The sequence below is a fragment of the Streptomyces sp. CB01373 genome (assembly GCF_002803075.1).
Taxonomy (GTDB): Bacteria; Actinomycetota; Actinomycetes; order Streptomycetales; family Streptomycetaceae; genus Streptomyces.
Genome location: NZ_NNBK01000009.1, coordinates 129,153 through 154,653, shown reverse-complemented (window position 1 = coordinate 154,653; position 25,501 = coordinate 129,153). Strand labels below are relative to the sequence as shown.

Annotated in this window: 24 protein-coding genes; 13 read left to right on the top strand and 11 right to left on the bottom strand. The window is 71.3% G+C overall.

Annotated elements, in window-relative coordinates; genetic code table 11:
• The first annotated feature begins 19 nt into the window (after positions 1-19).
• Positions 20-1,198 (top strand): M20 family metallopeptidase, encoded by a 1,179-nt coding sequence (locus tag CG719_RS15860; protein ID WP_199836653.1) that lies wholly within the window; start codon positions 20-22, stop codon positions 1,196-1,198.
• 176 nt (positions 1,199-1,374) lie between these two features.
• Here the strand turns inward: CG719_RS15860 and CG719_RS15855 are convergent, their stop codons facing one another.
• Both CG719_RS15855 and CG719_RS15850 read right to left on the bottom strand, forming a co-directional pair.
• Positions 1,375-3,279, bottom strand: a complete 1,905-nt coding sequence (locus CG719_RS15855) for an FHA domain-containing protein (RefSeq protein ID WP_100569269.1) — start codon at positions 3,277-3,279, stop codon at positions 1,375-1,377.
• Between the two features lie 328 nt (positions 3,280-3,607).
• Complete coding sequence (locus tag CG719_RS15850; RefSeq protein WP_159024886.1) at positions 3,608-4,330, bottom strand: hypothetical protein; 723 nt, start codon at positions 4,328-4,330, stop codon at positions 3,608-3,610.
• A gap of 163 nt (positions 4,331-4,493) precedes the next feature.
• On the opposite strand from CG719_RS15850, the gene CG719_RS15845 reads away from it, so the two are divergent.
• Positions 4,494-4,724, top strand: a complete 231-nt coding sequence (locus CG719_RS15845; RefSeq protein ID WP_100569267.1) for an e9imm peptide — start codon at positions 4,494-4,496, stop codon at positions 4,722-4,724.
• 59 nt (positions 4,725-4,783) lie between these two features.
• Here CG719_RS15845 and CG719_RS15840 read toward each other — a convergent pair whose 3' ends face one another.
• Positions 4,784-5,002, bottom strand: a complete 219-nt coding sequence (locus tag CG719_RS15840; RefSeq protein ID WP_100569266.1) for a DUF397 domain-containing protein — start codon at positions 5,000-5,002, stop codon at positions 4,784-4,786.
• On the bottom strand, positions 5,002-5,847 hold the full coding sequence (locus CG719_RS15835; RefSeq protein ID WP_100569265.1) for a helix-turn-helix domain-containing protein: 846 nt from the start codon (positions 5,845-5,847) through the stop codon (positions 5,002-5,004). Before CG719_RS15835 ends, CG719_RS15840 begins: the two co-directional genes overlap by 1 nt.
• A gap of 216 nt (positions 5,848-6,063) precedes the next feature.
• Between CG719_RS15835 and CG719_RS15830 the strand changes: the two genes are divergently transcribed.
• A complete protein-coding gene (locus CG719_RS15830; protein WP_199836662.1) occupies positions 6,064-6,723 on the top strand; it encodes an ATP-binding protein in 660 nt (219 codons plus the stop codon).
• Between the two features lie 12 nt (positions 6,724-6,735).
• Here CG719_RS15830 and CG719_RS15825 read toward each other — a convergent pair whose 3' ends face one another.
• Complete coding sequence (locus CG719_RS15825) at positions 6,736-9,873, bottom strand: DUF3427 domain-containing protein (RefSeq protein WP_234375603.1); 3,138 nt, start codon at positions 9,871-9,873, stop codon at positions 6,736-6,738.
• Positions 9,874-10,146: 273 nt separating this feature from the next.
• Positions 10,147-11,334, bottom strand: a complete 1,188-nt coding sequence (locus CG719_RS15820) for a nuclear transport factor 2 family protein (RefSeq protein ID WP_100569263.1) — start codon at positions 11,332-11,334, stop codon at positions 10,147-10,149.
• A gap of 96 nt (positions 11,335-11,430) precedes the next feature.
• Here CG719_RS15820 and CG719_RS15815 point away from each other — a divergent pair, with 96 nt between their 5' ends.
• Entirely contained in the window at positions 11,431-12,372 is a 942-nt protein-coding gene (locus CG719_RS15815; RefSeq protein WP_100569262.1) for a LysR family transcriptional regulator, read from the top strand.
• 21 nt (positions 12,373-12,393) lie between these two features.
• On the opposite strand, the gene CG719_RS15810 is transcribed toward CG719_RS15815, so the two are convergent.
• A complete protein-coding gene (locus CG719_RS15810; RefSeq protein WP_100569261.1) occupies positions 12,394-13,434 on the bottom strand; it encodes an SEC-C domain-containing protein in 1,041 nt (346 codons plus the stop codon).
• 170 nt (positions 13,435-13,604) lie between these two features.
• On the bottom strand, positions 13,605-15,038 hold the full coding sequence (locus tag CG719_RS15805) for an MFS transporter (protein WP_100569260.1): 1,434 nt from the start codon (positions 15,036-15,038) through the stop codon (positions 13,605-13,607).
• Between the two features lie 136 nt (positions 15,039-15,174).
• On the opposite strand from CG719_RS15805, the gene CG719_RS15800 reads away from it, so the two are divergent.
• From CG719_RS15800 to CG719_RS15785, 4 genes are all read left to right on the top strand, one after another.
• Positions 15,175-15,702, top strand: a complete 528-nt coding sequence (locus CG719_RS15800) for a winged helix-turn-helix transcriptional regulator (RefSeq protein ID WP_100569259.1) — start codon at positions 15,175-15,177, stop codon at positions 15,700-15,702.
• Between the two features lie 95 nt (positions 15,703-15,797).
• Complete coding sequence (locus CG719_RS15795; RefSeq protein WP_100569258.1) at positions 15,798-16,163, top strand: DUF6412 domain-containing protein; 366 nt, start codon at positions 15,798-15,800, stop codon at positions 16,161-16,163.
• Positions 16,164-16,254: 91 nt separating this feature from the next.
• Positions 16,255-16,959 (top strand): YidC/Oxa1 family membrane protein insertase, encoded by a 705-nt coding sequence (locus CG719_RS15790; RefSeq protein WP_100569257.1) that lies wholly within the window; start codon positions 16,255-16,257, stop codon positions 16,957-16,959.
• 170 nt (positions 16,960-17,129) lie between these two features.
• Positions 17,130-18,017, top strand: a complete 888-nt coding sequence (locus CG719_RS15785) for a fumarylacetoacetate hydrolase family protein (RefSeq protein WP_100569256.1) — start codon at positions 17,130-17,132, stop codon at positions 18,015-18,017.
• A gap of 30 nt (positions 18,018-18,047) precedes the next feature.
• Here the strand turns inward: CG719_RS15785 and CG719_RS15780 are convergent, their stop codons facing one another.
• Positions 18,048-18,950: an LLM class F420-dependent oxidoreductase gene (locus CG719_RS15780; protein ID WP_100569255.1), complete on the bottom strand. Its 903-nt coding sequence runs from the start codon at positions 18,948-18,950 to the stop codon at positions 18,048-18,050.
• Between the two features lie 141 nt (positions 18,951-19,091).
• On the opposite strand from CG719_RS15780, the gene CG719_RS15775 reads away from it, so the two are divergent.
• Positions 19,092-19,544 (top strand): SCO4225 family membrane protein, encoded by a 453-nt coding sequence (locus tag CG719_RS15775; protein ID WP_100569254.1) that lies wholly within the window; start codon positions 19,092-19,094, stop codon positions 19,542-19,544.
• A gap of 42 nt (positions 19,545-19,586) precedes the next feature.
• Here CG719_RS15775 and CG719_RS15770 read toward each other — a convergent pair whose 3' ends face one another.
• Together CG719_RS15770 and CG719_RS15765 are read right to left on the bottom strand one after the other, a co-directional pair.
• On the bottom strand, positions 19,587-20,081 hold the full coding sequence (locus CG719_RS15770; RefSeq protein WP_100569253.1) for a heme-degrading domain-containing protein: 495 nt from the start codon (positions 20,079-20,081) through the stop codon (positions 19,587-19,589).
• Complete coding sequence (locus tag CG719_RS15765) at positions 20,078-21,148, bottom strand: Gfo/Idh/MocA family oxidoreductase (protein WP_100569252.1); 1,071 nt, start codon at positions 21,146-21,148, stop codon at positions 20,078-20,080. Before CG719_RS15765 ends, CG719_RS15770 begins: the two co-directional genes overlap by 4 nt.
• Before the next feature lie 141 nt (positions 21,149-21,289).
• On the opposite strand from CG719_RS15765, the gene CG719_RS15760 reads away from it, so the two are divergent.
• The 4 genes from CG719_RS15760 (at position 21,290) to CG719_RS15745 (ending at position 25,497) form a co-directional block, all read left to right on the top strand.
• On the top strand, positions 21,290-22,465 hold the full coding sequence (locus tag CG719_RS15760; protein ID WP_100569251.1) for an ROK family transcriptional regulator: 1,176 nt from the start codon (positions 21,290-21,292) through the stop codon (positions 22,463-22,465).
• Between the two features lie 219 nt (positions 22,466-22,684).
• Positions 22,685-23,413, top strand: coding sequence for a hypothetical protein (locus CG719_RS15755; RefSeq protein WP_234375602.1), 729 nt, complete (start codon positions 22,685-22,687; stop codon positions 23,411-23,413).
• 49 nt (positions 23,414-23,462) lie between these two features.
• Positions 23,463-24,218 carry a GntR family transcriptional regulator gene (locus CG719_RS15750; RefSeq protein WP_100569249.1) on the top strand — a complete coding sequence of 252 codons (756 nt, stop codon included), beginning with the start codon at positions 23,463-23,465 and terminating at the stop codon, positions 24,216-24,218.
• Between the two features lie 154 nt (positions 24,219-24,372).
• Positions 24,373-25,497, top strand: a complete 1,125-nt coding sequence (locus tag CG719_RS15745; protein ID WP_100569398.1) for a TIGR03364 family FAD-dependent oxidoreductase — start codon at positions 24,373-24,375, stop codon at positions 25,495-25,497.
• The last annotated feature ends 4 nt before the right edge of the window (positions 25,498-25,501 follow it).

The following is a 25,501-nucleotide window of genomic DNA, read 5'->3' as shown; positions in this document are numbered from 1 at the left end:
CGGCGCCGAAGGAAGTTCCGTGACCGGAGCCCGGCTGAAGCAACGCTGCCGCGACACCCTCACCCGCGCGCAGGACCAGGTCCTCGCGCTCAGCCACAGCCTGCACGCCGAGCCGGAGCTCGCGTACGAGGAGCACCGGTCCGCCAGGAAGATCGCCGACCTGGTCGAGGGCGCGGGCTTCGCGGTCGAGCGAGGCGTGTGCGGCCTGCCGACCGCGTTCACCGCGACCGCCGGCTCCGGGGACCTGGTCATCGGGATCTGCGCCGAGTACGACGCGCTGCCCGGCATCGGCCACGCCTGCGGCCACAACGTCAACGGCGCCGCCGCCACCGCCGCCGCCCTCGCGCTCGCCTCGGTCGCCGACGACATCGGCGTCACCGTCAAACTCCTCGGCACGCCCGCCGAGGAGTACGGCGGCGGCAAGGCCGACATGCTGCGCGAAGGGGCCTTCGACGACGTGGCTGCGGCGATGATGGCCCACGCCGCGCCCACCGACGCCGTCGGCATGACCTCGCTCGCCATCAGCAGCTGGAAGGTCGTGTACACCGGCCGTACCGCGCACGCGGCGGCGATGCCGCACCGCGGGGTGAACGCCGCCGACGCGATGATGATCGCGCAGGTCGCGATCAGCGCCTACCGGCAGCAGATGACGCCCGGCGCGGTCGTCTCCGGCATCGTCACCTCCGGCGGCGAGGCACCCAACGTCATCCCCGGCCGTACGACGGCGGACTACGACTGCCGCGCCGAGACCATCGACGAACTGCGGGAACTCCAGGCACGGGTGCGCGCCTGTTTCGAGGCGGGGGCACTGGCGACGGGGGCCGAGCTGGCGCTCGAAACGGTCGGCAACGACTACGCCGATCTGCGGCAGGACCTGGACATGTGCGCGCTGTACCGCGAGGCGGCGGGCGACCTCGGCCGCACCGTGCCGCCGCGCGATCCCCGGCTGCGCGGCGGCTCGACGGACATGGGCAACGTCTCGCAGATCGTGCCGTCCATCCATCCCATGATCGGCTACGACTGCGGCGACGCGATCATGCACAACCCCGAGTTCACGCGCTACGGCACGACCGCGAGCGCGGATCTCGCCGTCCTGGACGGCGGGCTCGCCATGGCCTGGACCGCGCTGGGCCTGGCGACCGACGAGGAGCAGCGGAGCCGGTTGCTGAAGCGACTGGCCGAGCGCGGCCGTCGCTAGTGCTGTGACCGGAAAGGTTCACCGGCTCGCGACGCCCGGCACGGCACCTCGCCGCGTTGTCGCATCACCCGAGTACATCCAGTACACGGGCGATGCTCCGCCTTGCGATGCACCGCACCGGACGCCGCGAGCTTTCCGGCAAACCTTCCCGGCCACAGCACTAGTTCCTGTGGTCCTCAGGCCTTGAGACGGGGATCGGGTTGCTTCATGACGGGTGCCGGCGAGGAGATCTGCCGGTAGAAGATGTCGATGTCCACCTCTTCGCCGCCGACGGTCAGGGTGTCCCAGGCGCCGCTCGCGAGCAGGGTGCGGATGGTCTCGGGCTTCAGTTTCCGCAGGTGGTCGCGGAGGGTCGCGTCGTCCGGCATGCCGGGGACACGCGGTGAGAGGCGGTCGCGGACCTCCCGCAGCCGGTCCATGAACGCGTCGAGGTCCGCCTCGTCCGCCTTGCCGGCCGCGCCGTTCGGAGCGTCCGGCGCGGCCGCCTCGATGCTCTGCGCGATCGTGTCCTTGATCGCGCAGGTGTCGCCGTGTTCGTCGGTGGTGACCATGGCGTTCCAGGCGCGGCTCTTGTGCCGGTACTGGAGCATCGACATCGCCGCCTCGTGACGGACGAAGTCGGCGTCGCGGAAGGCCTTCCCCCGCCAGGCGTTGCTGAGGGAGCGTGCGAGCGAGATGGCCGACGCGAGGCCGCTGTTGAGCCCGCGGCCCGGCCAGAAGTGGATGGCGTTGGCCGCGTCCCCGAGCAGGAACCCGTACGTTCCCGGGGTGGCGGACGTCGCGGAGTGGAGCCGGGCTGTGAAGCGGGGCCGCTGCACCATGTCCAGGCGGAACCCGGTGACGGCGCTCAGATTCTCCTCGGTGACGCCGAAGAGGACCAGGCCCTCCAGTACGCGCTTCCACAGGGCCGAACCCTTGACCAGGGCGGGCAGGAACAGCGTGCCATGGGTCGAACAGCGGAAGTCGCCCTCGTCGTTGCGGCCCATGAGGCAGGGCCGCGAGGCGACACACTGCTCGAACACGTGCCGCACGGGGTCGACCCCGATGACCTCCTGGGCCTCGGCGTCGGTGAGGCGCATGTTCAGGAAGCCCTCGCCGCTGAGGGAGTTGAGCAGGAAGCGGTTCTGGGCCACCGTCAGCAGGACGGCCATGGGGTCCGGCAGGTCGGACTTCACGCGCAGGCCCAGCACGACGTCCTGGACGTGGTGGCCGTTCAGGGAGTAGATCGACGCGTCGGGGGCGCCGAACTTGTCGGCGAGGTGGTCCCGGGTCCGCGAACGGCCGCCCTCGCAGATGGCGAGCACGTGGTCCTTGACCACCGCCTCACGCTGCTCGGCCGGGTCGAAGCGGCTGGGCACGAGCCGGATCCGGTCGGACTTCTCGTTCGCCATCTCGAGGAGTACGTCCTCGACGTATGCGATCCGGATGTTCCGCGGGCCGTAGCCCTGCACGGAGTCCGGCCCGGCCGGCCACATCTCGGTGTACGCGCCGGCGCCGAACAGGCGCTCCTGGACCTCCTCGGGGAGGTTCAGGTACTGGCGGCTCTGGACGGTCACGACCTGCTGCCGCCGGACGTTGCCCTGTGCCTCGTTCTTCCAGACGACCCGCGAACCGTCCTCGGTCCAGCGGCCGTCGTACATCGTGATGGCCACACGGCGGCCCATCAGGTGCTCCAGCAGCAGGGCGAAGCCCAACCCCACGGGCCCGCCGCCGGAGACGGTGACGTTCAGGACCGGGCCCGGCGCGACGGTCGCGAGCGGGCCCAGGACATCTGTGATCGTCTCCATCGACTCGGGGATCTCGAAGCCGAAGACCTCGTCGCCGATGGTGATCTCGTCGCCGGACGCGAGGACGTGGGACGTCACCTTATTGCCGTTGACCAGCGTCCCGTTGCGGCTTCCGCGGTCGTACAGGACGTAGCGGCCCGCCTCGCGCAGCACCTCCGCGTGCAGGCGCGAGGCCCGCCCACTGGCGATCACGACACTGCTGTCACCACTGCGCCCGAAGGTGACCGGCGCGGCGCCGACGGGGAACCGCCGCCCGGCCAGGGGCCCCACACGCCCGGTGATCGAAGCCGGCATGGCCACTCCCCCTTGGATCTGTCCGTACTGGCCCTCGGCCCACCTCGGCGTGCGCGGTCCCGAAATCCGGCAGCTCGGCACAGACAGCTGGCCCCCCACGCCCGTTGCCGCAGCCCTCGACGGGCGGCTTCCAGATTCGCCCCAAGGTCGCCCCCGCGCAAGGCCGCACGACAGGAAGGTGCAGATCAGGCGTGGTGGGGCGGGAGGGGTGTGGGAGAACTTCTGGGATCGCTGGGCAAGGAGGGGAGGATGGCCATCCCGATGGGATCTACGGCACCTCCTGAGGAGCGCGGCAACGGGCCTCAAGAACCACAACCGCCGAAGGTCACTACTGCGACTCGATGCTGATCGCGGCGGTGTCCCCGGCGGTGTCCATGCTGAGCGTGGCCTTGCCGAGTTCGAGGTGTTCGGCCTGCATGCCGTCCTTGCCGTACATGGCGGGCAGCTTGGCCTGGATCCAGGTGCGGACCTTGGCGTCGTCGATGCCGTCGAGAGCGGCGGCCGTTACGCAGTCGGTGAAGATGGCGACCTGCTCGGAGGGGTCGCCCTCGGGGATGCCGGCGGCGTCGCAGGACAGGCTGAGGATTCCTCGGCGGGTGTCGGTGATGGCGTGGGCGACGAAGGAGGGGGCGCTGAAGGTGGCGCCCTTGGCTTCGCCGAACCAGTCGCGGGTGGGCGGCAGTCCGGCGATGCTCTCCTTGGTGCCCTGCTTCTCCCAGGTGACGCCGCGGCTGGTCATCTTGTCGACCCAGGAGGTGATGTTGCCGCTGAGGACAGAGGTCGTGGTCTCGGCGAGATCGTCGGCCTTGGCGTCTTCGCTCGGGGCGCTGCTCTTGGTGGAGCTGGTCTTGCCGTCGCTCTTACTGTCTCCGGCACCCACGATCGAGCCGATGATGCCGATCACGATGAACAGAGCGAAGGCACCGAGGCAGCCGAACCCGACAATCTTCCCCGCACCACTCTTCTTCGGCGGCTGAGGCATGGGCGCCCCCGGCTGCTGCGGGCCTCCCCAGCTGGGCTGCTGAGGCTGTTGCGGGTACTGCTGGCTCATTGGTTCCCCTGGTGCATGTCTTACGTGTTGCCCTTGTGTGACTGGTGAAGGGCGTGTGCAGTTGCACTGAAACGGTGAAAGTCACCCGATCGTGACTGAATCTGTACCAAGGTTCGCCAGCTCGCATGGGCCCATTGCGCTCCTGCGCAGGAAGGGGGATCTGATGGGCGCAGTGGAGATGAGCAGGGCTCAGGCCGTCACACTCGTGCAGCGGATCATGGACGTGGATTACGCCTCTGATGAGGAGGCGAGCAACTGGCTGGACATGCTCGACAGGGCCCTGGCCTGTCCAACCGGGTGGGTCGCCGACCTGATCTACTGGCCGCCAGAGCGAGCGCTCTCAGCCGACGAGGTGGTCGAGCAGGCCTTGACATATCGACCGATCGCCTTGTGAGGGACCCGTCCACCCCTGGTTCGCCGGGTCGCGAGACTGCACCGGGCGCCAGGCGGGACTTACGCAGTGGGGCGGTGGCGGCCGGCGAATTGGGTGTGGCGTGCGCCAGCGACGAAGCCCGTCCATGCCTCCGCCGACACGGTGAGATGGGCGTGCCCGGGCTGCTTGGAGTCCCGCACGAGTACGCCGGACGCGACGAAGGCGGCCTCTATGCACTCGGTCCCACTGCCGCCGCTGTAAGAGGACTTGAACCAGGGCACTTCTGCCGACGTTGCCATCAACGCTCCCTGCTAATCCGCTCGATGAGCTCAGCGGAGGACTCGAAGTCGAGTGCCTGAGCGCTGAGGTATTCGAACGCCAGCCTATAGCGCTCCAGTTCCTGAGGCTTCTCCATGAAGAGGCCGCCGCCGATGAGGTCTACGTACACCACGTCGAGTTCGGGTGCCTGACCACGGAGGACGGCGAAGCTGCCGACGGCTGCCGCGTGGGCGCCGCACGAGAACGGGAGTACCTGGATGTTGATTCGGGGGCGTTGGGACGCAGCAAGCAGGTGTTCCAACTGCTGCCGCATGACCTCCCGACCGCCTACCTGTCGTCGGAGCGCTGCCTCGTCGATCACGCACCAGATGCGCGGTGGTTCCTCACGATCCAACAACTCCTGCCGCTTCATGCGGATGTCGACCATGTGCTGGACCTCGCGCTCCGGGCATTGCACCTCCGAGGCTCGGTGCACCGCTTCGGCGTAGGCGCGGGTCTGGAGCAGGCCGGGGACGTACATGCAGGCGTAGTGGTCCTCGCGTACGACCTCGTCTTCGAGGGTGAGCATGAGGTTCATGGACTCGGGGATGGGGTCGGCCAGGGAGCGCCACCAGCCCTGGATTTTTGCGCCCTTGGCCAGCTCCACCAGAGCCAGACGCTCCTCATCCGTCGCGCCGTACTCACGACAAAGAGCGTCGACGGCCGGCCACTTCACCGAGCCTTCCTTTGTCTCGTAGCGGCTGAGGGTCGCCTTCGAGATCCCGACGCGAGCGCCCGCTTCCTCCAGAGTCAGCCCCTTGAGCTCGCGGAGCCGACGTAGATCAGCTCCCAGTTGGCGCCTACGGGTGGTTGGTCCAACCGTCATGCCTGTGACCCTTCCTGTCGGTGCGGATAGATCGTCGTCGCCTCTCGGCAGAGACGGCAAGGTGGCGCGCGCCGGGGCGCGTTGTGCTGCGTCGCGCTCCTCTTCGTTGGAGATGAGAGTTCCATTTTGGAACTCTCACTGCAACTCTTGGTTGCTGTGAGGTCACCGAGCGCACAGGGCCTCGTCGACAGTCTGAGTGAGGAAGCGGGGTACATCATGGAATGCGCCGGATGCATGCCAAGAAGGGCATGGGAACTGCCGTTCTTGGCGCAGGCGGAAGAGGTTGCCGCACTGCGGCGCCTGCTGCGGCTCCACCTGGAGCTGTGGGGCTTGCAGGAAGTCAGCGACGCCGCCCAGCTGTGCGTCAGCGAGCTCGTCGCCAACGTCATCAAGCACGTGGGGCCCGCGACTCCGACCACGCTCGCCGTCTTCATGAACGGCACCCGCCTACGTATCGAAGTCCACGACCCTGATCCGCGGGTCCTTCCGATCCTTACGGACGCGGACTCGGACGCCGAGACGGGTCGCGGTATGGCTCTTATCGAGGCCATCACCGACCGTTGGGGCGTCGACCTCACCGACGGACGCAAGGCCACCTGGTGTGAGCTGGGCACGAGTCTGTCCGCGGACGACGGGCACACCTCGGGGCCGCGCATGGCTCGAGCCGTGCACGTGCTCGGGCTCTATACCGACGTGGCGAAGTTGCCACAACGCTCCCGGCTCACTCGGCTCGGGACGGCGGTGGCGGAGGAGACGGCGATCAACGTGATCGCCGACCTCCTTCACTGGCTCGGCGCCCATGGCCGGGACCCGGACGAGGTTCTGGAGCGAGCTCAGGCGCACTTCGAAGCCGAGGCCGAACCCGCCGACTTTTAGCGGTGTCGTGGATCAACTCGCCGTGATGGCCGAGTACGTCCAGGCGTCCGCCGGGAGATCGTGCTTCAAGCGCCAGGTGATCGCCATCGGTTTACTGCCCGTGTGGGACTGGTACGTCGCCGGGCCGAGGAGCATCCACGGCTGGGGCTTGCCTATGTCCGTGTCGTTGTAGCGCCGCATGAACAGCAGAACGTGGCTGCCGCGCTGCTCGTGCTGTCGGTACCGCATCCCGGTTCGGGAGCCCTCGGCCGTTGCGTTCTGCGACTCCCAGTGGAAGAGCGTCGGGCTCAAGGCGTAGTCCTTGTACCGGACGGTGGGCGAGAAGTCTTTCTCGTTCTTCTCCAGCGTGATGAGCAGGGCGTCCGTCTGGAGCTCCTCGACCCACTGGACCCCTTGAGCGAAGGAGCGCGGCATCTGCCCTCCGAAGCGGGCCACACCGAGGGCGGCGAGGATTTCCGAGCGGTTGTAGGCACTGTGAATCTTCAGCGGGACCTGGCTGAGGCGGCCGGACAGCGAGATGGGGAAGTGGTCGGCCTGCTCGATGACGTGAGACAGCACCTGTCGCAACTCATCCCGGAACGCCTGCTGAGGACGAAGCGATGCAAGGCCCTCTTGGAAGCTGGTGAAGCCTCCCGCGTTGTCCCACAGGTTGAAGAACAGCATGCGGGCGTACGACTGATCCGTCGGGCCCAGTTCCTCGTACGGTGGAGCATCGTCCTGGAGGAGGCGGAGGTAGGCGTCCGCGCGCTCCGGGTCGTCCACATGGAGGAAAGCGTGGACCCGCTTGAGTAGGGCCGCTTCCTCAGCCGACGCGGACTCCTCGATCAGACCGGCCCGGCGCAGGATGGTCGTCCAGGAGTTCTCGCGTTTGTAGAGCTCCTTGATCTCCCGGCGGCTCTCCCGAAGATAGTCGGCGAGGAGCGGCGTGCTGTAGGCCTGGACCTCCTTCACCAACGTCTTGACCGTGGCGTTCACTTGAGTGCGGATGTTGCCGAGGATGAGGTCCTTGGACTTGCCCTCCAGGATGATCTGGCAGCCGGACGGCAGTTGCGGGAAGTCGTGCTCGATGTGCTCGATGAGCCGGTTCCGCGAGAGGTCGGTCAGTGCCCGGAACTGGTCCTCGAAGCGGAACTCCGCCCTGTGCTGTCCGATGAAGTCGAGGACCGTGAGTACCGGCTTCGTCTCGGTACGCCTCAGCCCCCGGCCCAGTTGCTGGAGAAAGACGGTGGCGCTGTTGGTAGGGCGGAGGAGGAGCAGCGTGTCGACGTCGGGGATGTCGAGGCCCTCGTTGAACAGATCGACGGAGAAGATCACTTGGAGGTTGCCGCCGCGCAGGTCAGACAAGGCCTGGGCGCGCGTGTCGGCGGGTGAGTCGCTGTCGAGTGCCACGGCGTTGAAACCGGCCTCGCGGAAGAAGTCCGCCATGAAGTGCGCGTGTGCCTTGGTCACGCAGAAGCCGAGCGCGCGCATGGCTTCCGGGTTGGAGACCTTGTCCCGGATCTGCTTCACCACGATCCGGGCGCGGGCGTGGTTGCCCGTGTAGAGGTTGCCGAGCTCCTGGTCGGTGTACGAGCCTCTCTGCCAGCCCAGGTTCGTCAGATCGGTGCCGTCAGGGACACCGAAGTAGTGGAAGGGGCACAGGAGGTCGTTCTCCAGGGCTTCCCACAGCCGCATCTCGGCGGCGATCCGGCCCTCGAAGAACTCGTCCTGGACGTTGAGTCCGTCCATCCGCTCAGGGGTCGCCGTCAGACCGAGGAGTTCCTTCGGCGTGAAGTGGTCGATGACCCGCCTGTACGTCGTCGCGGTGGCGTGATGGAACTCGTCGATGACGATGATGTCGAAACGATCGGGGGCCAGCTGCTCAAGCTGCTGCACATCGAGAGACTGGACGCTGGCGAAGACGTGGTTCCAGTCGCGCGGGTCCTGCCCCGAGTGCAGCAGCTCGCCGAACGACGCGTCGTCCAGCACCTCTCGGTACGTACGCAGAGACTGCTTGAGGATCTCCTTGCGGTGGGCCACGAACAGCAGCCTCGGCCGGCTGCCGTCCGACTCCTTGCACAGGCTGCGGTAGTCCAGGGCGGCCATCACCGTCTTCCCGGTACCGGTCGCCGCGACCAGCAGGTTCCGGTGCCGCCCACGGAGCTCCCGCTCGACGGTGAGCCGCTCCAGCATGTCCCGCTGGTGAGGGAAGGGACGTACCTCGAGACCGGAGAGGCTGATCTTCAGGTCGGTGGTGGAGCTGGTGCCGCCCGCCTGGGCGAGCGCTCCATCGAGGCGTTCGCCGTGGAGATCGGGATCGTATGCCTCGAAGGCGGTGTCGCTCCAGTACGCGTCGAACGTCGCCTCGAACTTGTTCAGCACCGCGGGTGTGGCGACGGACGACAGCCGTACGTTCCACTCCAAGCCGTCGAGCAGTGCGGCTCTGGACAGGTTCGAGCTGCCGACGTAGGCGGTGTCGAAGCCCGTCTTCCGCCGGAACAGCCAGGCCTTGGCGTGCAGGCGTGTGGAGCGGATCTCGTAGTTGACCTTGACGGTCGCACCGAAGTCCCGCACCAGCCGGTCGAGCGCGTGACGGTCGGTGGCTCCCATGTACGTGGTCGTGATGACCCGGATCTGTACGCCGCGCTCCTTGGCGGCGCGAAGAGCGTCCTCCAGGACTCGGATGCCGTACCACCTCACGAACGCGCAAAGCAGGTCGATACGGTCCGCGGTCGCGAGCTCGGCGCGAAGCTCGGCACCCAGGCTGAGGTCATCCGGCGAGTTCGTGAGCAACGAGGTTTCGGACAGCGGAGTGAGGGGGCGGATCGCATAGGCTCCCGGCGCCTCCTGCTGTGCGAGGGCGAGCAGTTGGCGGGGGCCGTCGACGACCGTGCTGACGGGCTCGGCGTCGGTCTGGCTGACGGCCAGAGCTTCCAGGACCTTGTTGACGAAGGGGACGCGCTGGTCGGAGGGGAGCTGGTTGAGCGTGCGGGCGACCACCTCGCCGACATGCCGGGCCAGAACGTGAGGTGAGGACTCCTTGCTCACCTCGGCGTCGACGGCCTTCCACCCCATGGCCGCGAGCTGCCCCAGCTCATCGCGCACGTCCTGAGTGATCAGCCGTTCGTACACGCCAGCGACCGGCTGGCCCCCACCCTGTGATTCCGTCACCAAGTCCCCTCGATCACGTTTCAGTGGCTCTGTTGTAACAGGGGCCGCTGACAATCGAAGAACCTGGATGCAGCGCATGGAGGAGATCTGGCTACGCTGCCCGCCAGACGACCATGTCCATGGCTATGAAGCCGATTTCCGGCATCGCGGTCTACTTCACTGCACGATGCCCGCGTCGTGGACGGCCTGCAGGGCCGCGGCCACCCCCGCCATCAGCCACAGCACCGCCGGAACCGGCGGCCCGGCACCATTGTGATGAGAGGGCCAGGACGGTCACGCCGCCGGCCGGGGAGTCCGGTGGTACGCCTTGTTCGCGATGCGCCACCTTCCCTCGGCCCGGACCAGCAGGAAGACGTCGGTGAAGGTGTCCGGGCCGTGGCGGAGGGTCATGGTCGCGGTGGCTACGGTGCCGTGGACGTCGACGGTGTCGATGCGGCGGGTGCGGGCCGGCTCGTCCGTGGCCGGGTGGCCGGGGAAGAGCCCGCAGTACTCGTCCAGGCGCCATGACGCGAACGCGCCGTCCCGGATGCCCTCGATGTGGGCGGTGGGCAGGAACGCCTCGCGGAAGTGGGCGGGGTCGCCGGTGGCGTGGCCCTCGATGTAGCGGCGCAGCGGTTCGAGCACGGCGTCGTCCACGGCGGGAACCGTGGCGGCCACGGCGATGTCGGCCTCCGGGTCGGCCGGGGTGCCGGCCAGGTCGGCCGCGCTGCGCAGGGGGCTGTTCGACGCGGTGGCCAGGAGCGCCATGTCCTTGGCCAGCGCGCCGATCGTGAACTCCCCAGGGGCCGTGGTCGAGGCCGCCCCGTCTGCGAGGAAGGTCCGCTTGCGGGTGACCAGGCCGCCGAGCTGGCCGAGTTCGAGGACGTCCAGCGCCTGGGCGCGGGGGAGGCCCAGGGCGTCGGCCTGCCGCAGTGCGTCGCGCAGGGCGAGGACGGCGCCGGCGAGACTGCTGTTGGCGATCAGTTTGAGCGCCGCGGCGGTGGCGGCGTCGTCGACGGGCCGTACGGTGCCGAGCGCGCGCAGCAGCGGTTGGACGCCGGCGAGTGCGTCCTGCTCTCCGGCGGCGAGGATCCGCAGGGTGCCGGCGGCCACCGCCGGTACGGAGCCGAGCACGGGCGCGTGGACGTAGGACGGGCCGAGCCGCCGTGCCAGTGCCGCGGCCTCGGCGGGGGCGATGGTGCTGGTGTTCAGCACGATCGTGTCCGGTCGCAGGGCGGGGTGGATGCGGTCGGCGACCTGCCGGCACGCCTGTCCGTCGAACAGTGCCAGGAGCGCGACGTCCGCCTTCGCCACGGCGTCCTCCGGGTCGCGAGTCGTCTCGACGGCGCCGGCGACGTGGCGGCCGGACCGGGTCCAGCCGACGACGTCCCAGTTCTGGCCGGCGAGTCGGGCCGCGATCGCGGCGCCCATGCGGCCCAGGCCGAGCACGGCGACAGTGCGAACGGTGTGAGGTGTGGTCATGCGTCCGAGCCTCGGACACCACGAGGACTGCGACAAGCGCAGATCTCGCAGGGCAGGTCTGCGGGATTCGCATACCGGCGGGCATACTTGCGGGCCATGACGCTCACTTCATGGCGGGCCTTCGTGACGGTGTGCCGGCTCGGGTCGCTGTCGGCCGCGGCCGACGAACTCGGCTACACGCAGTCGGCCGTCTCCCGGCAGATCGCCGGACTGGAGCGCGAGTTCGGGGTGCCGCTGGTGGAGCGGCACGCGCGTGGTGTGCGTCCGACGCCTGCCGGGGAGGTGTTCCGCCGTCACGCGACGGCCGCGCTCACCGAGGCCGACCGGGCGGTTCGTGCCGTGCGGGACCTGCGGGACGGTGCGCCGGTACGGCGCCTGGCCGTCGGTGCGACGCCTTCCCTGGCCGCCGGGATCGTGCCCGTGGCGATACGCCGCCTGCTGGACACCGCCGGAACGGTCTTGTGGAGCCTGTCGCCCGGACTCAGCCTGGAGTTGTACGACCGTGTGGTCTCAGGCGACCTGGACCTCGCCGTGGTCACCGACGCGCCGCCGGGGCTGCCCGACGACCCGCGTCTCGAACGACGGTTCCTGGGGATGGACGAGATGGTCGTCGTGCTGCCCCTCGGCCACCCGCTGGCCGGGGGCGCCCCGGTGCGTGTCCAGGCCCTGGCCGACCAGACCTGGGTGGAGGACAACGAGGGCTCGGCGGCGCTGCTGCGCCAGCACGCCGCCCGCGCCGGAGTGACCGCCCGCATCGACCTCGCCGCGGCCGATCTACCCGGCAAGCTGGCGCTGGTCGCGGCCGGCCACGCCATCGCGCTGATGCCGGGGGTGCTGGGCGGCGCGCTGCGGACCGATGTCACCACGGTGGCCCTCGTGGATCCCCCGACCCGCGGCATCCATACGCTCACTCCGCGCCGCGACCCGCACCCCTGCTCGGCGCCGCTGCTCGACCTGCTCGTGACGGCCTTCGGCGCGAGTCGTCCCGGCCGGCCCGCGCACCGGCCGGCTGAGGCCGGCGCCCACGAGCGGGACTGAACCCGCTCGCCTCCGGCGCGCTCAGACGGTTCCGGCGGGTTCGGCGGGCTTGGCCGCCCCGTGGCACTCCCCGTACGCCTGCCCCGAGGCGCACCAGCACTGTGACCCCCGCTGCGGTGGCCAGGCGACCGCGCGGCCCCGGGCCGCCAGGGTCGTCGCGTACTGGGGCAGCAGCGTCGGGTCGGACGGGGAGGCGGCCTCCGAGGCGGCGAAGGCCTCGTAGGAGGGAACCGTGCCCGTGACGATGCCCAGGTTGGGGGTGCCGGAGGAGGCCAGCTCGCGCAGGGAGGCCTCTATCGTCGCCAAGTGGGTCGCGTGGGAGGGGTATTCGGACGTGAGGCCGTCGTAGGCCGTGAGCAGTTCGGACAGTTCTTCCGCCGGCCAGTGCAGGACCGCCACCGGGAAGGGGCGGGAGAGGGCCGCGCGGTAGGCGCCGAGTTCGGCGCGGAGGCGGGTGATCTCCGCCTGCAGTTCGGCCGGGTTCTCCGAGCCGAGGGACCAGACGCGCTTCGGGTCATGGAGTTCGTCCAGCGGGACCGGGGAGTTGTGCAGGGTGTCGGCCAGCATGTCCCAGTCGTCGTGGCCCGCGCCCAGCATGCGGCGGACGCGGTGGCGGCCGAAGACGAGCGGGTGGGTGGCGCGCGGGGGTTGCTGGGCCTCCGCGAGAAGCAGCTCCACGCCCTGGGTGAACGTCTCGTGCGCTGCTTCGAGTTCGTCGTGTGCCTCCAGGGACTCCGCGACGATCACCCAGGGCGCCGGGTCGCGGGGCGCCGCGGAACGGACGCCCTCGATGATCGCTCTCGCCTCCGCCTCGTGGCCGTACTCCCAGAGGTTGGCGGCTTTGAGGGCCCGGACCAGGTGGGGGTTCTCCAGGGCGGCGTCGGAGGACAGCAGCCGGTCGTAGAGGGTCGTCGCGGCGGGGCGGTCGCCGGACAACTCCCGGTGGGCCGCGGCCTGGAGGAGGAGGGCCTCGGCGTCCTCGGGGTACAGATCGGCGGTCCGCTCGAGGCGGGCCGCTTCGGTGGCGTGGTCGGCGTCTTCGGCGGGCGTGGCGGGGCGCATGGAGGACACCGTACTGCCGGGGAGTGACAAAAGTGAGGTATCTGCAGGCCAGGGGAATCCGGGGTCCCCAGGGGACCTCATCCCCAGGGGCCCATCCCCGAGGCATCCCCGAGCCCGGCCCCGTCCTCCCTAGGTCCCCGGTCCGCGCCGGTACGTCCCGCCCCGCGCCCTCATCCCCGCTTCCGCTCCCGCGCCACCCCCACGCCCACCGCGCCCGCCAGCGCCAGTCCCGCCGACAGCGCCATCGCCACGTCGGCGCCCCTGGACAGGCTGCCCGTCGACGTCGCGAGGGCGATGGTCAGGGCGACTCCGGCGCAGGAGCCGATGTAGCGGAGGGTCTGCTGGGCGCCGGACCCCATCGCGGCGCGCTCCGGCGGGACCGACTCCACCGACAGGAGGGGCAGCGAGGCGTTCAGCAGGCCGGTGCCCACGCCGCCAAGGAGCAGGCCCGGCAGCAGGCGGAGCCAGGAGCCGGAGCCGATCGCGCCGAGCATCGTCAGGACGCCGGCCGCGTGGAGGACGAAGCCCAGGACCAGTTGCCGGCGCGGCGTCACCCGTCCCGCCAGGCGCTTGGCCTGGAGGGCCACCACGAAACCGGTGCCGGACCACAGCAGCAGCAGCCAGGCGCTGGTCAGCGGCGACATGCCCAGCGTCTGCTGGAGCACCGCGGGCAGGAAGCTGAAGAGGCCGATCACCGCCAGGCCCGTGAACAGTCCACCCGCCGAGGACGCCAGGAAGCCGGGGCGGCGCAGCAGGGACAGGTCGATCATCGGCGTGCCGGTGCGGCGCTCCAGGAGCGCGAAGACTCCGAGCAGTGCCACGGCCGCCGCGAGCAGCAGTCCCACCGGCACCCGCAGCCAGCCGTCCCGGCCCAGGGTCAGGGCGGCCACCAGGGCCACCAGGGCCAGCGCGAAGGTCAGTGCGCCGAGGACGTCCGGCCGGCCGCCCCTCGGCGCCCGGGACTCCGACAGGGTGCGGGTGCCGAGTGCGGCCGTGACCAGGGCGGCGACGCCCAGGACGGCGTAGGCGGCCCGCCAGTTGGGCAGGGCGCCCGTGACCACCGGGCCGACCGCGATGCCGCCGCTCACGAAGGCGCCCCAGACGCCGGTCGCGTGGAGCCGGCCACGCGGGGTGGGGAAAGCGTGCACGAGCAGGCCCAGGCTGCTGGCCAGCAGCGCCGCGCTCGCCCCGCCCTGGGCGATACGGGCCAGCGTGAACTGCCAGGTCGTCGTCGCCAGCGCGCCCAGCACGGTGGTCAGGCCCAGGGTCAGCGTGCCGGCCAGGAAGACGCGGCGGCGCCCGTAGTCGTCGGCGAGGCTGCCGGCGATCAGGAGGAGGGCGGCCAGGCCGAGCGGGGTGCCGTTGAGCAGCCATGCCTGGGCGGAGAGGGGAGTGTGCAGGGCGGCCGCGGTGCCGCGGAGGGTGACGATCGGCGCCGTGTACGTCATCAGGGCCACGGTGGTGGCCGCGCTGGTCACGGCCAGAGTGAACCGGGGGTGCGGAGGCCCGTCCCGGCGCTTGAGGCGTGGGGCGGCGGTGCGCGTGGTGGCGGCCGCTGCCGTGGGGGCCGCGGGGGAGGTGGTGGGGGAGTTCGGCCCGGTCATGGGTCCGTCCTTCCGAGGGGCTGTGCGGAGAAGAGACTCACGTAGGTTCGGTCATTGAACCGACCTGCTCCGAAACCGTAACACCCCAAGGTTCGGTCATTGAACCAAGTGCTCGGAAAGTGGCTACAGTGGACGCATGGCACTGGGCAAGGACTACGCGACGCAGGAGTGCTCGATCGCCCGCGCGCTGGAGATCATCGGTGAGCGCTGGACGATGCTGGTCATCCGCGACGCGCTCTACGGGGTCCGGCGGTACAACGACTTCCTGGTCCACCTCGGCATTCCCCGCGCGGTGCTCGCCGCCCGCCTCCAGACGCTGACGGCGGAGGGGATCCTGGAGAAGCGGCGGTACCAGGACTCGCCGCCCCGTGACGAGTACGTCCTCACCGAGCGCGGGATCGCGCTGTGGCCCACCCTGCGGGCCCTCGGCCTGTGGGGGCGCGAGCACTTCACCGAGGTCCGGCTGCGCTACTTCCGGCACGCGGACTGCGGTACCGAACTCGGGCCGTACGGCGAGTGCCCCGCCTGTGCAACCGTCGTACCGGTCGAGGACGTCCTCATGGAGCCGGGACCAGGACTCGATCCGGACCCGGCGGATCCGGTCGGCCGGGCCCTGCTCAAGCCGAGGCGGCTGCTGCAACCGCTCGACATCGATCCTGTATAACCGGATGAGCCCTGTACAAGCAGATGACGAGACAACGGGACAGTGAGCCGCAGGTGCCGGAGCACCGCGGCGCACCCCCATGGGAGGGAGCCGGCGTGATCCGCAGTCGTGTCGCCACGCGTCCCTCCGCCGTGCCGTTGCTCCTGTCTCTCTTCCTGCCCCTCTTCGTCCTGCTTCCGGTCGCCCTGTCCGCCGCCGGAGGCCTCTCCGGGACCGTGGCCTTCGCGCTCGCCGCGACCGCAGCGGCCGGTTCCGCGCTCGTCGCCTGCGCGGTGCTCGCCTCCCGCTGCACACCCGCCGTACCGCCCACCCGGGTGCGTACGGCCATCCGGGACCGGGACCGCCGTACGGCCTTCCTGCCCCAGCGCGACCCCGACGCCGCGGGCCGGCCGCGGCCCAGGGCACCCGGGCACGCCCTCCCGGCGACCACCGCGCAGGGCACCGCTCACCCCACCGTGTGAAACCGAGTGACCCCGCGCGGGTCGTCATGCCGTCATCCCCGTACGCCATCGCCGTACGCCTGGCACGACGAGACCCCCGGAGGGCTCACTCATGTCCGTTTTCGCCGGCCTGGTCGAGCAACTCGCCGACCTGCTCCAGCCGCTGTTCCACGCCTCGGCGGCCGCCGCCGCGATCGTCCTGTTCACCGCCTTCGTGCGACTCCTCCTCCACCCCCTCTCCCGGGCCGCCGCGCGCGGGCAGAAGGCGCGGGCCGCGTTGCAGCCGCGGATCGGCGAGCTGCGCGCGAAGTACCGGAAGAACCCCGAGAAGCTGCAGAAGGCCGTGCTGGAGCTGCACGCCGAGGAGAAGGTGTCGCCGCTGTCGGGCTGCCTGCCCAGCCTGCTGCAACTGCCCGCCTTCTTCCTGCTGTACCACCTGTTCTCGACGCCGGACGCGGACGGCGCCGGACTGCTCGGCCACCGGCTGCTGGCCGCGCCGCTCGACGGGCGGTGGGCCGACGCCCTGGCCGGCGGCGGGGCGTTCGGGGCGGCCGGAGCCGTGTATCTGGGGCTGTTCGCGGTGGTGGCCGTGGTCGCCGCGTTCAACTTCGTCCGGGCGAGGAAGTCCCTGGACGCGACGGACGTGGCGGGTATGGCGGGCGGGAGCGGCGGGGCCGTGGGCGCGGTCGGCAGGGCCATGCCGTACATGTCCTTCTTCACGCTGGTCACCGTGGCGGTGGTGCCGCTGGCCGCCGCGCTGTACGTGGTGACCAGTACGGCGTGGAGCGCGGCCGAGCGGTTCCTGCTGTACCGGTGAGCGCGCGGGCCCGGCCGTTCCCACAGGCGGGGCTACGGTCCAGTACGTGAACGCCGTCTTGCGGAGTGCTGGTCGACCCTGGACGATCGACCAGTCCTCCGATGGCCGCGTCCGCCGCACCCAGGTCGCCTTCATCGGCCGGGCGCCCCGCGATCGAGGGAGTTGGACACATGAAGCTGCTGCGAGTCGGCACGGCGGGTGCGGAGCGGCCCGCGCTGCTGGACGCGACCGGGGTCCTGCGCGACCTGTCGGGCATCGTCCCGGACATCGACGGCGCGCTGCTCGCCGACGACGCGGCACTCGCCCGGATCCGCGACGCCGCGGCCGCGGGCGAGCTGCCCGCGCTCGACGGGACCGGTCCTGACGGGACCGGGCCCGACCCGGACGCGTCGCGGATCGGGCCGCCGGTCGCGCGGATCGGCAAGGTCGTGTGCATCGGGCTGAACTACCACGACCACGCCCGCGAGACCGGCGCCGAGCCGCCCGCCGAGCCGGTGATCTTCCTCAAGGCGTCGGACACCGTGGTCGGGCCGGACGACACCGTGCTCGTGCCGCGCGGCGCCGCCAGGACCGACTGGGAGGTGGAACTGGCGGTCGTCATCGGCCGTACGGCCCGCTACCTGGAGTCGCACGAGGAGGCGCTCGCGCACGTCGCCGGGTACGCGGTGGCGCACGACGTCTCCGAGCGGGAGTTCCAGATCGAGCGCGGCGGGACCTGGGACAAGGGGAAGAACTGCGAGACGTTCAACCCGCTCGGCCCCTGGCTCGTCACCGCCGACGAGGTCCCCGACCCGCAGGCGCTGCCGCTGCGCCTGTGGGTCAACGGCGAGCTGAGGCAGGACGGGTCGACCGCCGACCAGATCTTCCCCGTCGCCGAAGTCGTGCGCTACGTGAGCCAGTTCATGACCCTGTACCCCGGGGACGTCATCAACACCGGTACACCGGCCGGGGTCGCCCTGGGGCAGCCCGAGCCGAAGCCGTATCTGCGGGCCGGAGACGTGGTCGAGCTGGAGATCGAGGGTCTTGGCCGGCAGCGGCAGGAACTCAAGGACGCGTAGCGCACCGCGGGTTGGGGCGGTGCGGTCCGGTCACGCCGGCAGGGGGGCCAGGCTGCGCCACGCCTCCCTGGGCAGGGCGTCGCGCGGGCCGGCGGTGACCACCTGGAGCGCCACGTGGTCGGCGCCCGCCGCGTGGAACGCCTCGATCCGCTCGCGGATCTGGGACTCCTCGCCCCAGGCGAACACCGCGTCGATCAGGCGGTCGCTGCCGCCGCCGGTGACGTCGGAGTCGGTGAAGCCGAGGCGCAGGAAGTTGTCGGTGTAGTTCGGCAGCTCCAGGTAGGGGGCGAGGTACTCGCGGGCCACCGCGCGGGCGCGGGCCGGGTCGGTCTCCAGGACGACCTTGAACTCCGGTGCCAGCAGCGGCGCCTCGCCCAGGATCTCGCGGGCCTGCGCGGTGTGGTCCGGCGTGGTCAGGTACGGGATCGCGCCGGCCGCACGGTCCCGGGCGAGCCGCAGCATCCTGGGGCCGAGGGCGGCCAGGACGCGGCGCCCGGCGGGCACGCCGCCCTCACCCGACCGGTCGAGCTCGTCGAGCCGGTCCAGATAGCCGACCATCGTCGAGTACGGCTTCCGGTACTGCTGCACACGCGGGCCGTGGCTCACTCCGAGCCCGAGCAGGAAGCGGCCGGGGTGGGCGGCCTCCAGCGCCGTGAACTCCGCCCCGCTGTCGCCGGCGTCCTGCTGCCAGACGCTCTGGATGCTGGTGGCGACGGCGATCCGCCCGGTCGCCTCGATCAGCGGGGCGGCGTTGCGGGCGGTGCTGTTGCCGCCCAGCCAGATGGTTCCGTAGCCGAGTTCCTCCAACTCCGCGGCCGCCTCGGCGAGTTCGCCGCGCCGGGCCGCGTTCTCCGAGCGGAGTCCGATGCTCCAGATGCCGTACCGGCCGATGGTCTCCCGCAAGGAGTGCGCGTGGCCTGTGGTGTCGTTCATCGGTTCCGATCCCTCCGGATGGGGTGCTGTGGCTTGATCGTCGCGCCTGGGGCAGTCCCCAACCGGAGGGCGTCCCGGGACAATCCGCGGCTTCCCCCTGGAGCAGTAATCTTGATCTTGAGTGACCCCGGAGGGATCACCTTGAGCGAAGGGCTGCTCGTGACCGCCACCCTGAACACCCGCTGCGCTCTGAACGACGCGACGAGCGACTGGACCACCCGCGCATACGTCGGCTCTGTCGCCGTTCTGGGGATCCTGGCATCGGCCGAGGGCCTGGGCCTGGTGGACACCGACTCGACGGCCCGGTTCCTGGCCGTCATCCTCTGCATGCCCTGGACGCTCCTGGTGGCCGCCGTGGTGTCGCTGAACGACGGCTTCAACTGGTTGCTGGGCTACAACTTCTTCGCCGACTCCCCGGCCTGGCTCTTCGAACCGCTCTGGACGGTGTTCTGGACGGCAGCGGCCCTGGCGAATGCCAGGACCATCGCCGCACTGTCCCGTTCGGCCTCCCGGCGGCCCGGTGTCTCACCCTTCCTGGTTCCGATGAGCCTGTTGGCGTTCGTCAGCCTGATCGCGCTGCTCTGGCGCCTCTGAACGCGACCGGGCGGGTGGGCCGGCGGTGATCCTCGTGCTCCCTCACCCCTCGCCCAGGAACCGCTCCAGTGCCTCGACCACCATCCGGTGGTCCTCCAGCTGCGGCAGTCCGGACACCGTCACCGCGCCGATCACGCCCGCGCCCTCGACGTGCAGCGGGAACGAACCGCCGTGGGCCGCGTACAGGTCAGGATCCAGGCGGGAGGAGGCCTCGAAGGTCGTGCCCTTGGCCCGGAATCGGGCGCCGACCAGGTAGGAGGCGCAGCCGTAGCGCTCCACCACGCGGCGTTTGCGGGCGATCCAGGCGTCGTTGTCGGGGGTCGAGCCGGGCAGGGCCGCGTGGAAGAGCTGCTGGCCGGCGCGGTGGATGTCGACGGCGACCGGGGCCTGCCGCTCCCGTGCCAGTTCCACGAGGAGCGAGCCCAGCGCCCAGGCGTCGTCGTACGTGAAGCGGGGGAGGACCAGACGGCGTTCCTGGGCCTCCAGTTCCTCGATGCTCGGGGTGGCCGCGGGGGCCGGGCGCGCGTCGTTCGTCACAGCGGCACCGCCACGCCGTCACGGGCCGAGCGGCGGGCCGCCTCCAGGACGTCGAGGGCGGCGGCGGCCTCCTGGGCGGTCACCGGGTTCGGGGCGCCGTCGCGGAGGGCGGCGGCGACGGCCGCGTAGTACGCCGGGTAGTCGCCGGGCACGCTCGGTACGGGACGGCCGCCGCCGGTCAGTGGCGAGTCGCCGGAGCCGACGCGGCCCCACAGAGCCTCGTCCTCGACGCCCCAGCCGTCGGTGTTCGGGCGGGTGCCTTCCCGCAGCGCGGCCTCCTGCGGGTCCAGGCCGTACTTCACATAGCCCGCCCGGGAACCCAGCACCCGGAAACGGGGGCCGAGTTGGGCGGCCGTCGCGGAGACGTGGAGGTGGGAGCGGACGCCATTGGCGTGGGTGATCGCGATGAAGGTGTCGTCGTCCGCCTCGGCGCCGGCGCGGCGCACCACCGACTCGGCGTACACCAGGGTGGCGGGGCCGAACAGCACCAGGGCCTGGTCGACCACGTGACTGCCGAGGTCGTACAGCAGGCCTCCGATCTCCGCGGGGTCGCCGGACTCGCGCCAGCCGCCCTTCGGCTGCGGACGCCAGCGCTCGAAACGGGACTCGAACCGCCATACGTCGCCCAGCTCGCCCTCGGCGAGCAGCCGGCGCAGGGTGAGGAAGTCGTTGTCCCAGCGGCGGTTCTGGAAGACGGACAGGAGCAGTCCGCGTTCGTCGGCCAGGGCGGCGAGGTCGCGGGCCTCGGCCGCGGTCCCGGCGATCGGCTTGTCCACGACCACCGGCAGGCCCGCCTTCAGGGCGGCCATGGCGAGCGGGACGTGCGTCTTGTTCGGGGAGGCGAGGACGACCAGGTCCAGCTCGCCGGCGCGGGCGAACAGCTCGTCGGGGGCGGCGGCGAGGCGGATGTCCGGGAAGTCCGCGCGGGCCTGCTCCTGCCGCTGCGGGTTCGAGGTGACGACCGTGTCCAGGGCCAGGCCCTCTGTCGCGGCGATCAGCGGGGCGTGGAAGACGGAGCCGGCGAGGCCATAGCCGACGAGGCCGACGCGGAGGGGGGTGCCAGTCATGGGCCCTACTTTCGCAACGCTGTTGCCGAAGTGCAAGCGGCGGGCAGAATGGCTACGAGAGCGGTGCTGCGTGGACCGTGTTCTGTGAGCAGTGCTGTGTGAGTAGTGCTGTGTGAGCGGTGGAAGGGCGGAGCGGACGCGGTGACGGTCTCGGGAGTGACGGGCAGGGGGACGGCGGGGGTGAACCTGCCGGCCCTGCGCAGCCACAACGCCGCGCTGGTGCTCGATCTGCTGCGCGGGGCGGGCGCGGAGGGGATCAGCCGGCTGGAACTCGCGGAGCGGACCGGGCTGACTCCGCAGGCGGTCAGCAAGATCACGGCACGGCTGCGGCAGCAGGGCCTCGCGGCGGAGGCGGGCCGGCGGGCGTCGACGGGCGGTAAACCGCGCACGGTGCTGCGACTGGTGCCGGAGGCGGGGCACGCGGTGGGGGTCCACGTCGAGCGCGACGAACTCCGTCTGGTCGTCGTCGACCTGAACGGCACCGTGACCGGCGAACGCCGTGGCCCGCTGAACCTCGGCGCGGGCGCGGAGTCCGTCGTGGCGACGGTGGCTCGCGAGGTGGAGGGGCTGGTGGGGGAGGTGCTGGGGCGCGGAGCGGCGGAGGCCGGGGCGGCCACGGCCGAGGGAACTCGCGCCCGGCCCTCCGACGTCCGGACCCTCCTCGGAGCCGGGGTGGCGTTGCCCGGGCCGCTTGATCATCGGCGGGGGGTGCTGCATCGGGTGACCGGGTTTCCGGAGTGGGACGGGTTTCCGTTGCGGGACGCGCTCGCGCGGCGGCTCGGGGTGCCGGTCGTGGTCGACAAGGACACGAACGCGGCGGCGCTTGGGCTGGCGGTCGCGGGGGAGGGCCGTTCGTTCGCGTACCTCCACCTCGGAACCGGGCTCGGGGCCGGGCTGGTGATCGCAGGGCGCGTGCACCGGGGGGCGCGGACCGGGGCGGGTGAGTTCGGGCACCAGGTGATCCAGCTGGACGGGCCGTTGTGCGGGTGCGGGGACCGGGGGTGCGTCGAGGTGTTGTGCCTCGCGGCCGTGGAACGGGGGGAGATCGCGGAGGCGGCGCGCGTGCTGGGGGCCGGGGCCGCGAACCTCGTCGGCCTGCTGGACATCGAGTTGGTGCTGCTCGGCGGCCGTACGGTGGCGGCGGCTCCGGAGGCGTTCGTGACGGGCGTGGCCGACGTGCTCGTGGCGCGGGCCCGGCGGGAGGGCGCGCCGGGTGACGCGGTGCCGGTCCGGATCGCGCCGGGAGGTGAGCGCGGGGTCGCGGAAGGCGCGGCCCAGTTGCTGCTCGCGCCGGTGTTCGGCCGGGGGGACGGCTGACTGCCGGGCGCCTCGGCCTCGTCCGGCCGCGCGTGTCCGCCTCGGCCTCGTCCGGCCTCGCGTGCCCGCCTTCGCCCGCCTGGCCCGCCCGGACCCGCGCGTGTCTTTGGGGCCCGCGCCCGTCCCCGGGGCCGATCGGGCGGACTTGTGGGGGCGTTCGTGGGCGGGTCGGGGTGGCTGACCTGCCGGGGCCGGGCTGTCCGGCACGGTCATGTGTTCATGCGCCTGTGCACGTCCCTGTTCCTCTGCCTTGCCGCAGCCGTCGCCCTTCCGGCCGCACCGGCCCATGCCGTGTCGGGGCTCACCTGCGCCGGGCCGGACGACCGTCAGTTCCCGATCACCAGCCGGATCCACGGGGGCCCCGACACCTACTGGGCGGGCGGCGGATACGGCGACTTCCTCATCGACCTCACCAACACGACCTCCCGCACCTGCTCCGCCATCCACCCGGTCGTGGTGCTCGTAGACACCCGGCGCGCTCTCAGGGCGGACCAGGCCCACATGGAGTTCTACAACGGCTCCGAAGCGCATCCGGTGTCCTTCGAGACCACCGATCAGCAGGAACTCGTCGGTCCCTTCGACGCCGGTCCGCCCGGTTTCACCGTCGGCCCGGGCGAGACCGTCACCGTGACGGTTCGGCTGGAGATCACCTCCGACGCCGTCGCCGACGAGGTCACCGCGACGGCCGCCGTGGTGCAGCGGCACGACGGCAACGGGGACTGGGTCGGCCAGTCCGACGACTACGCGTTCCGCATCGACACGGACCCCGACGACGCCGACACCGGCCCGCACCACCCGAGGCCGCCCCGCGGCCGCCACGCCCCCGGCGACCACGTTCCCGGCGAACTCGCCCGCACGGGCCCGGTCACCCCGCCCGGAGCGCTCACGGTCGCCGCCGCGCTGCTCGCCACCGGCGGCGCCCTGACGCTGACCCGCAGACGCGGCTGACCCCGAGCCACCGCTCGAGCCCCCGCCCGGATCTGCGACGATCTCCCGCGTGGACTACCCCAACGACCAGGCCCCCGGCGCCCCCGTGCGTTCCGGTATTCCGGAGCACGGCCGCATTCCCAAGTACTACGCGGTGAAGGCGAGGATCGACGACCTCGTCGGCGGACTGGACGAGGGCCGCCCGATCCCCACCGAGCGCGATTTGTCCGAGGAGTACGGGGTCGCCCGCGAGACCGTGCGGCAGGCGGTGCGCGAACTCGTCCTGGAGGGCAAGCTGCGGCGCCAGGGCCGCGGCACGGTCGTCGCCGGCCCCAAGCTGGAGCAGCCGCTGTCCCTGGTCAGCTACACCGAAGGCGTACGGCGGCAGGGCCGCACCCCCGGACGCTCCCTCGTCACCCTGGACCGCTTCCCCTGCCCGGAGGCCCTCGCCGCCGAGACGGGCCTGACCCGCGGCGAGCCCGTCTGGCACCTGGAGCGCGTGCTCCTCGCGGACGAGGAGCGGGTCGGCCTGGAGAGCACCTACGTGGCGGTGGCCCGCGTACCCGACCTGGACACCGGATTCGACCCGGACTCGTCCTTCTACGCCTACCTCCAGGAACTGGGCATCGCCTTCGGAGACGCCGACGAGCGCATCGAGACGGTGCTCGCCACTCCGCGCGAGGCCCTGCTCATCGGCACCCCGCCCGCGGTCCCCATGCTGCTGATCCACCGCGTCTCACGCGACACGGAGGGGCGCCCGCTGGAGCGGGTGCGGAGCCTGTACCGGGGGGACCGGTTCTCCTTCACCACCCATCTGCGCGGCTGAGCCACCACCCGCCGGCGCCACCGACGAACCGGGCCGATCCACCCCCTGCGAATAACGAAAAGATAACGGGTCTAGCCCAATTCTGCCGACTCGTTCAGGCTCTCGTTGTCAGCAGGACCCCTGTGGTTCCCCATCCGAAAGGAACGTGGTCGTCGTGAGAGTGACAGTCGTAGGAGCCGGCGTGGTGGGCACCATGCACGCCTGGCACGCAGTGGAACGCGGCCACGAGGTCGTACAGATCGAGCGCGAGGCCGAGGCCCGAGGCGCCTCGCTGCGCAACTTCGGGCAGATATGGGTCAGCGGCCGCGCGGCCGGCGAGGAACTCGACACCGCCCTGCGCGCCCGGGAACTGTGGGAGGAGATCGGCGGCCGCGTCCCCGCGCTGGGCTTCCGCGCCAACGGCTCCCTGACCCCCGTCCGCGGCGACCTCGAACGCGCCGTGGCCGAGGCCGCCGTGGCCCGCCCCGACGCCGCCGTCCGCGGCCGCGAGCTGCTCACCCCGGACGAGGCCCGCGCCCTCAACCCCGCCCTGCGCGGCGAGTTCGACGCGGCCCTGTACTGCGAGCGCGACGCGGCCGTCGAGCCGCGCACCGCCCAGCTCGCCCTGCGCGCCGAACTGCTCAAGCACCCGAACTACACCTTTCTGCCCGGGCGCGAGGTCCGGGACGTCGTCGGCGAGGGCGCCGTCCGCGACGACCACGGCGACGTCCACACCGCCGACGCGGTGGTGCTGTGCACGGGAGCCTGGCTCGGCGGACTCGTACGGGAACTCGCCGGCCCCGGCCTGCCGGTCCGCCGCGTACGGCTCCAGATGATGCAGACCGACCCGCTCGGCGAGCCGCTGCCGACGTCGGTCGCGGACGCCGACAGCTTCCGGTACTACCCGGCCTACGCGTCCGAGGCCCTGGACGAACTCAACGCCGGCCGGCCGCAGGCCGAGATCGCCGCAGCCCACCGGATGCAGCTCCTCATGGTGCAGCGCGCCGACGGCGGACTCACCATCGGCGACACCCACGAGTACGAGCACCCCTTCGCCTTCGACACCGTCGAGGACCCCTACGAGCACCTCACCCGTGTCGTGGAGTCCCTCCTCGGCCGTCCGCTGCCGAAGGTCCGCCGCCGCTGGGCCGGCGTGTACGCGCAGTGCACCGACCCCGGCCGGGTCGTGCACCGGCAGCAGGTGCGCGACGGGGTGTGGCTGGTCACCGGGCCCGGCGGGCGCGGCATGACCTGCGCACCCGCGATCGCCGAGCAGACCGCTGACGAACTGGACTGGTGAGGAA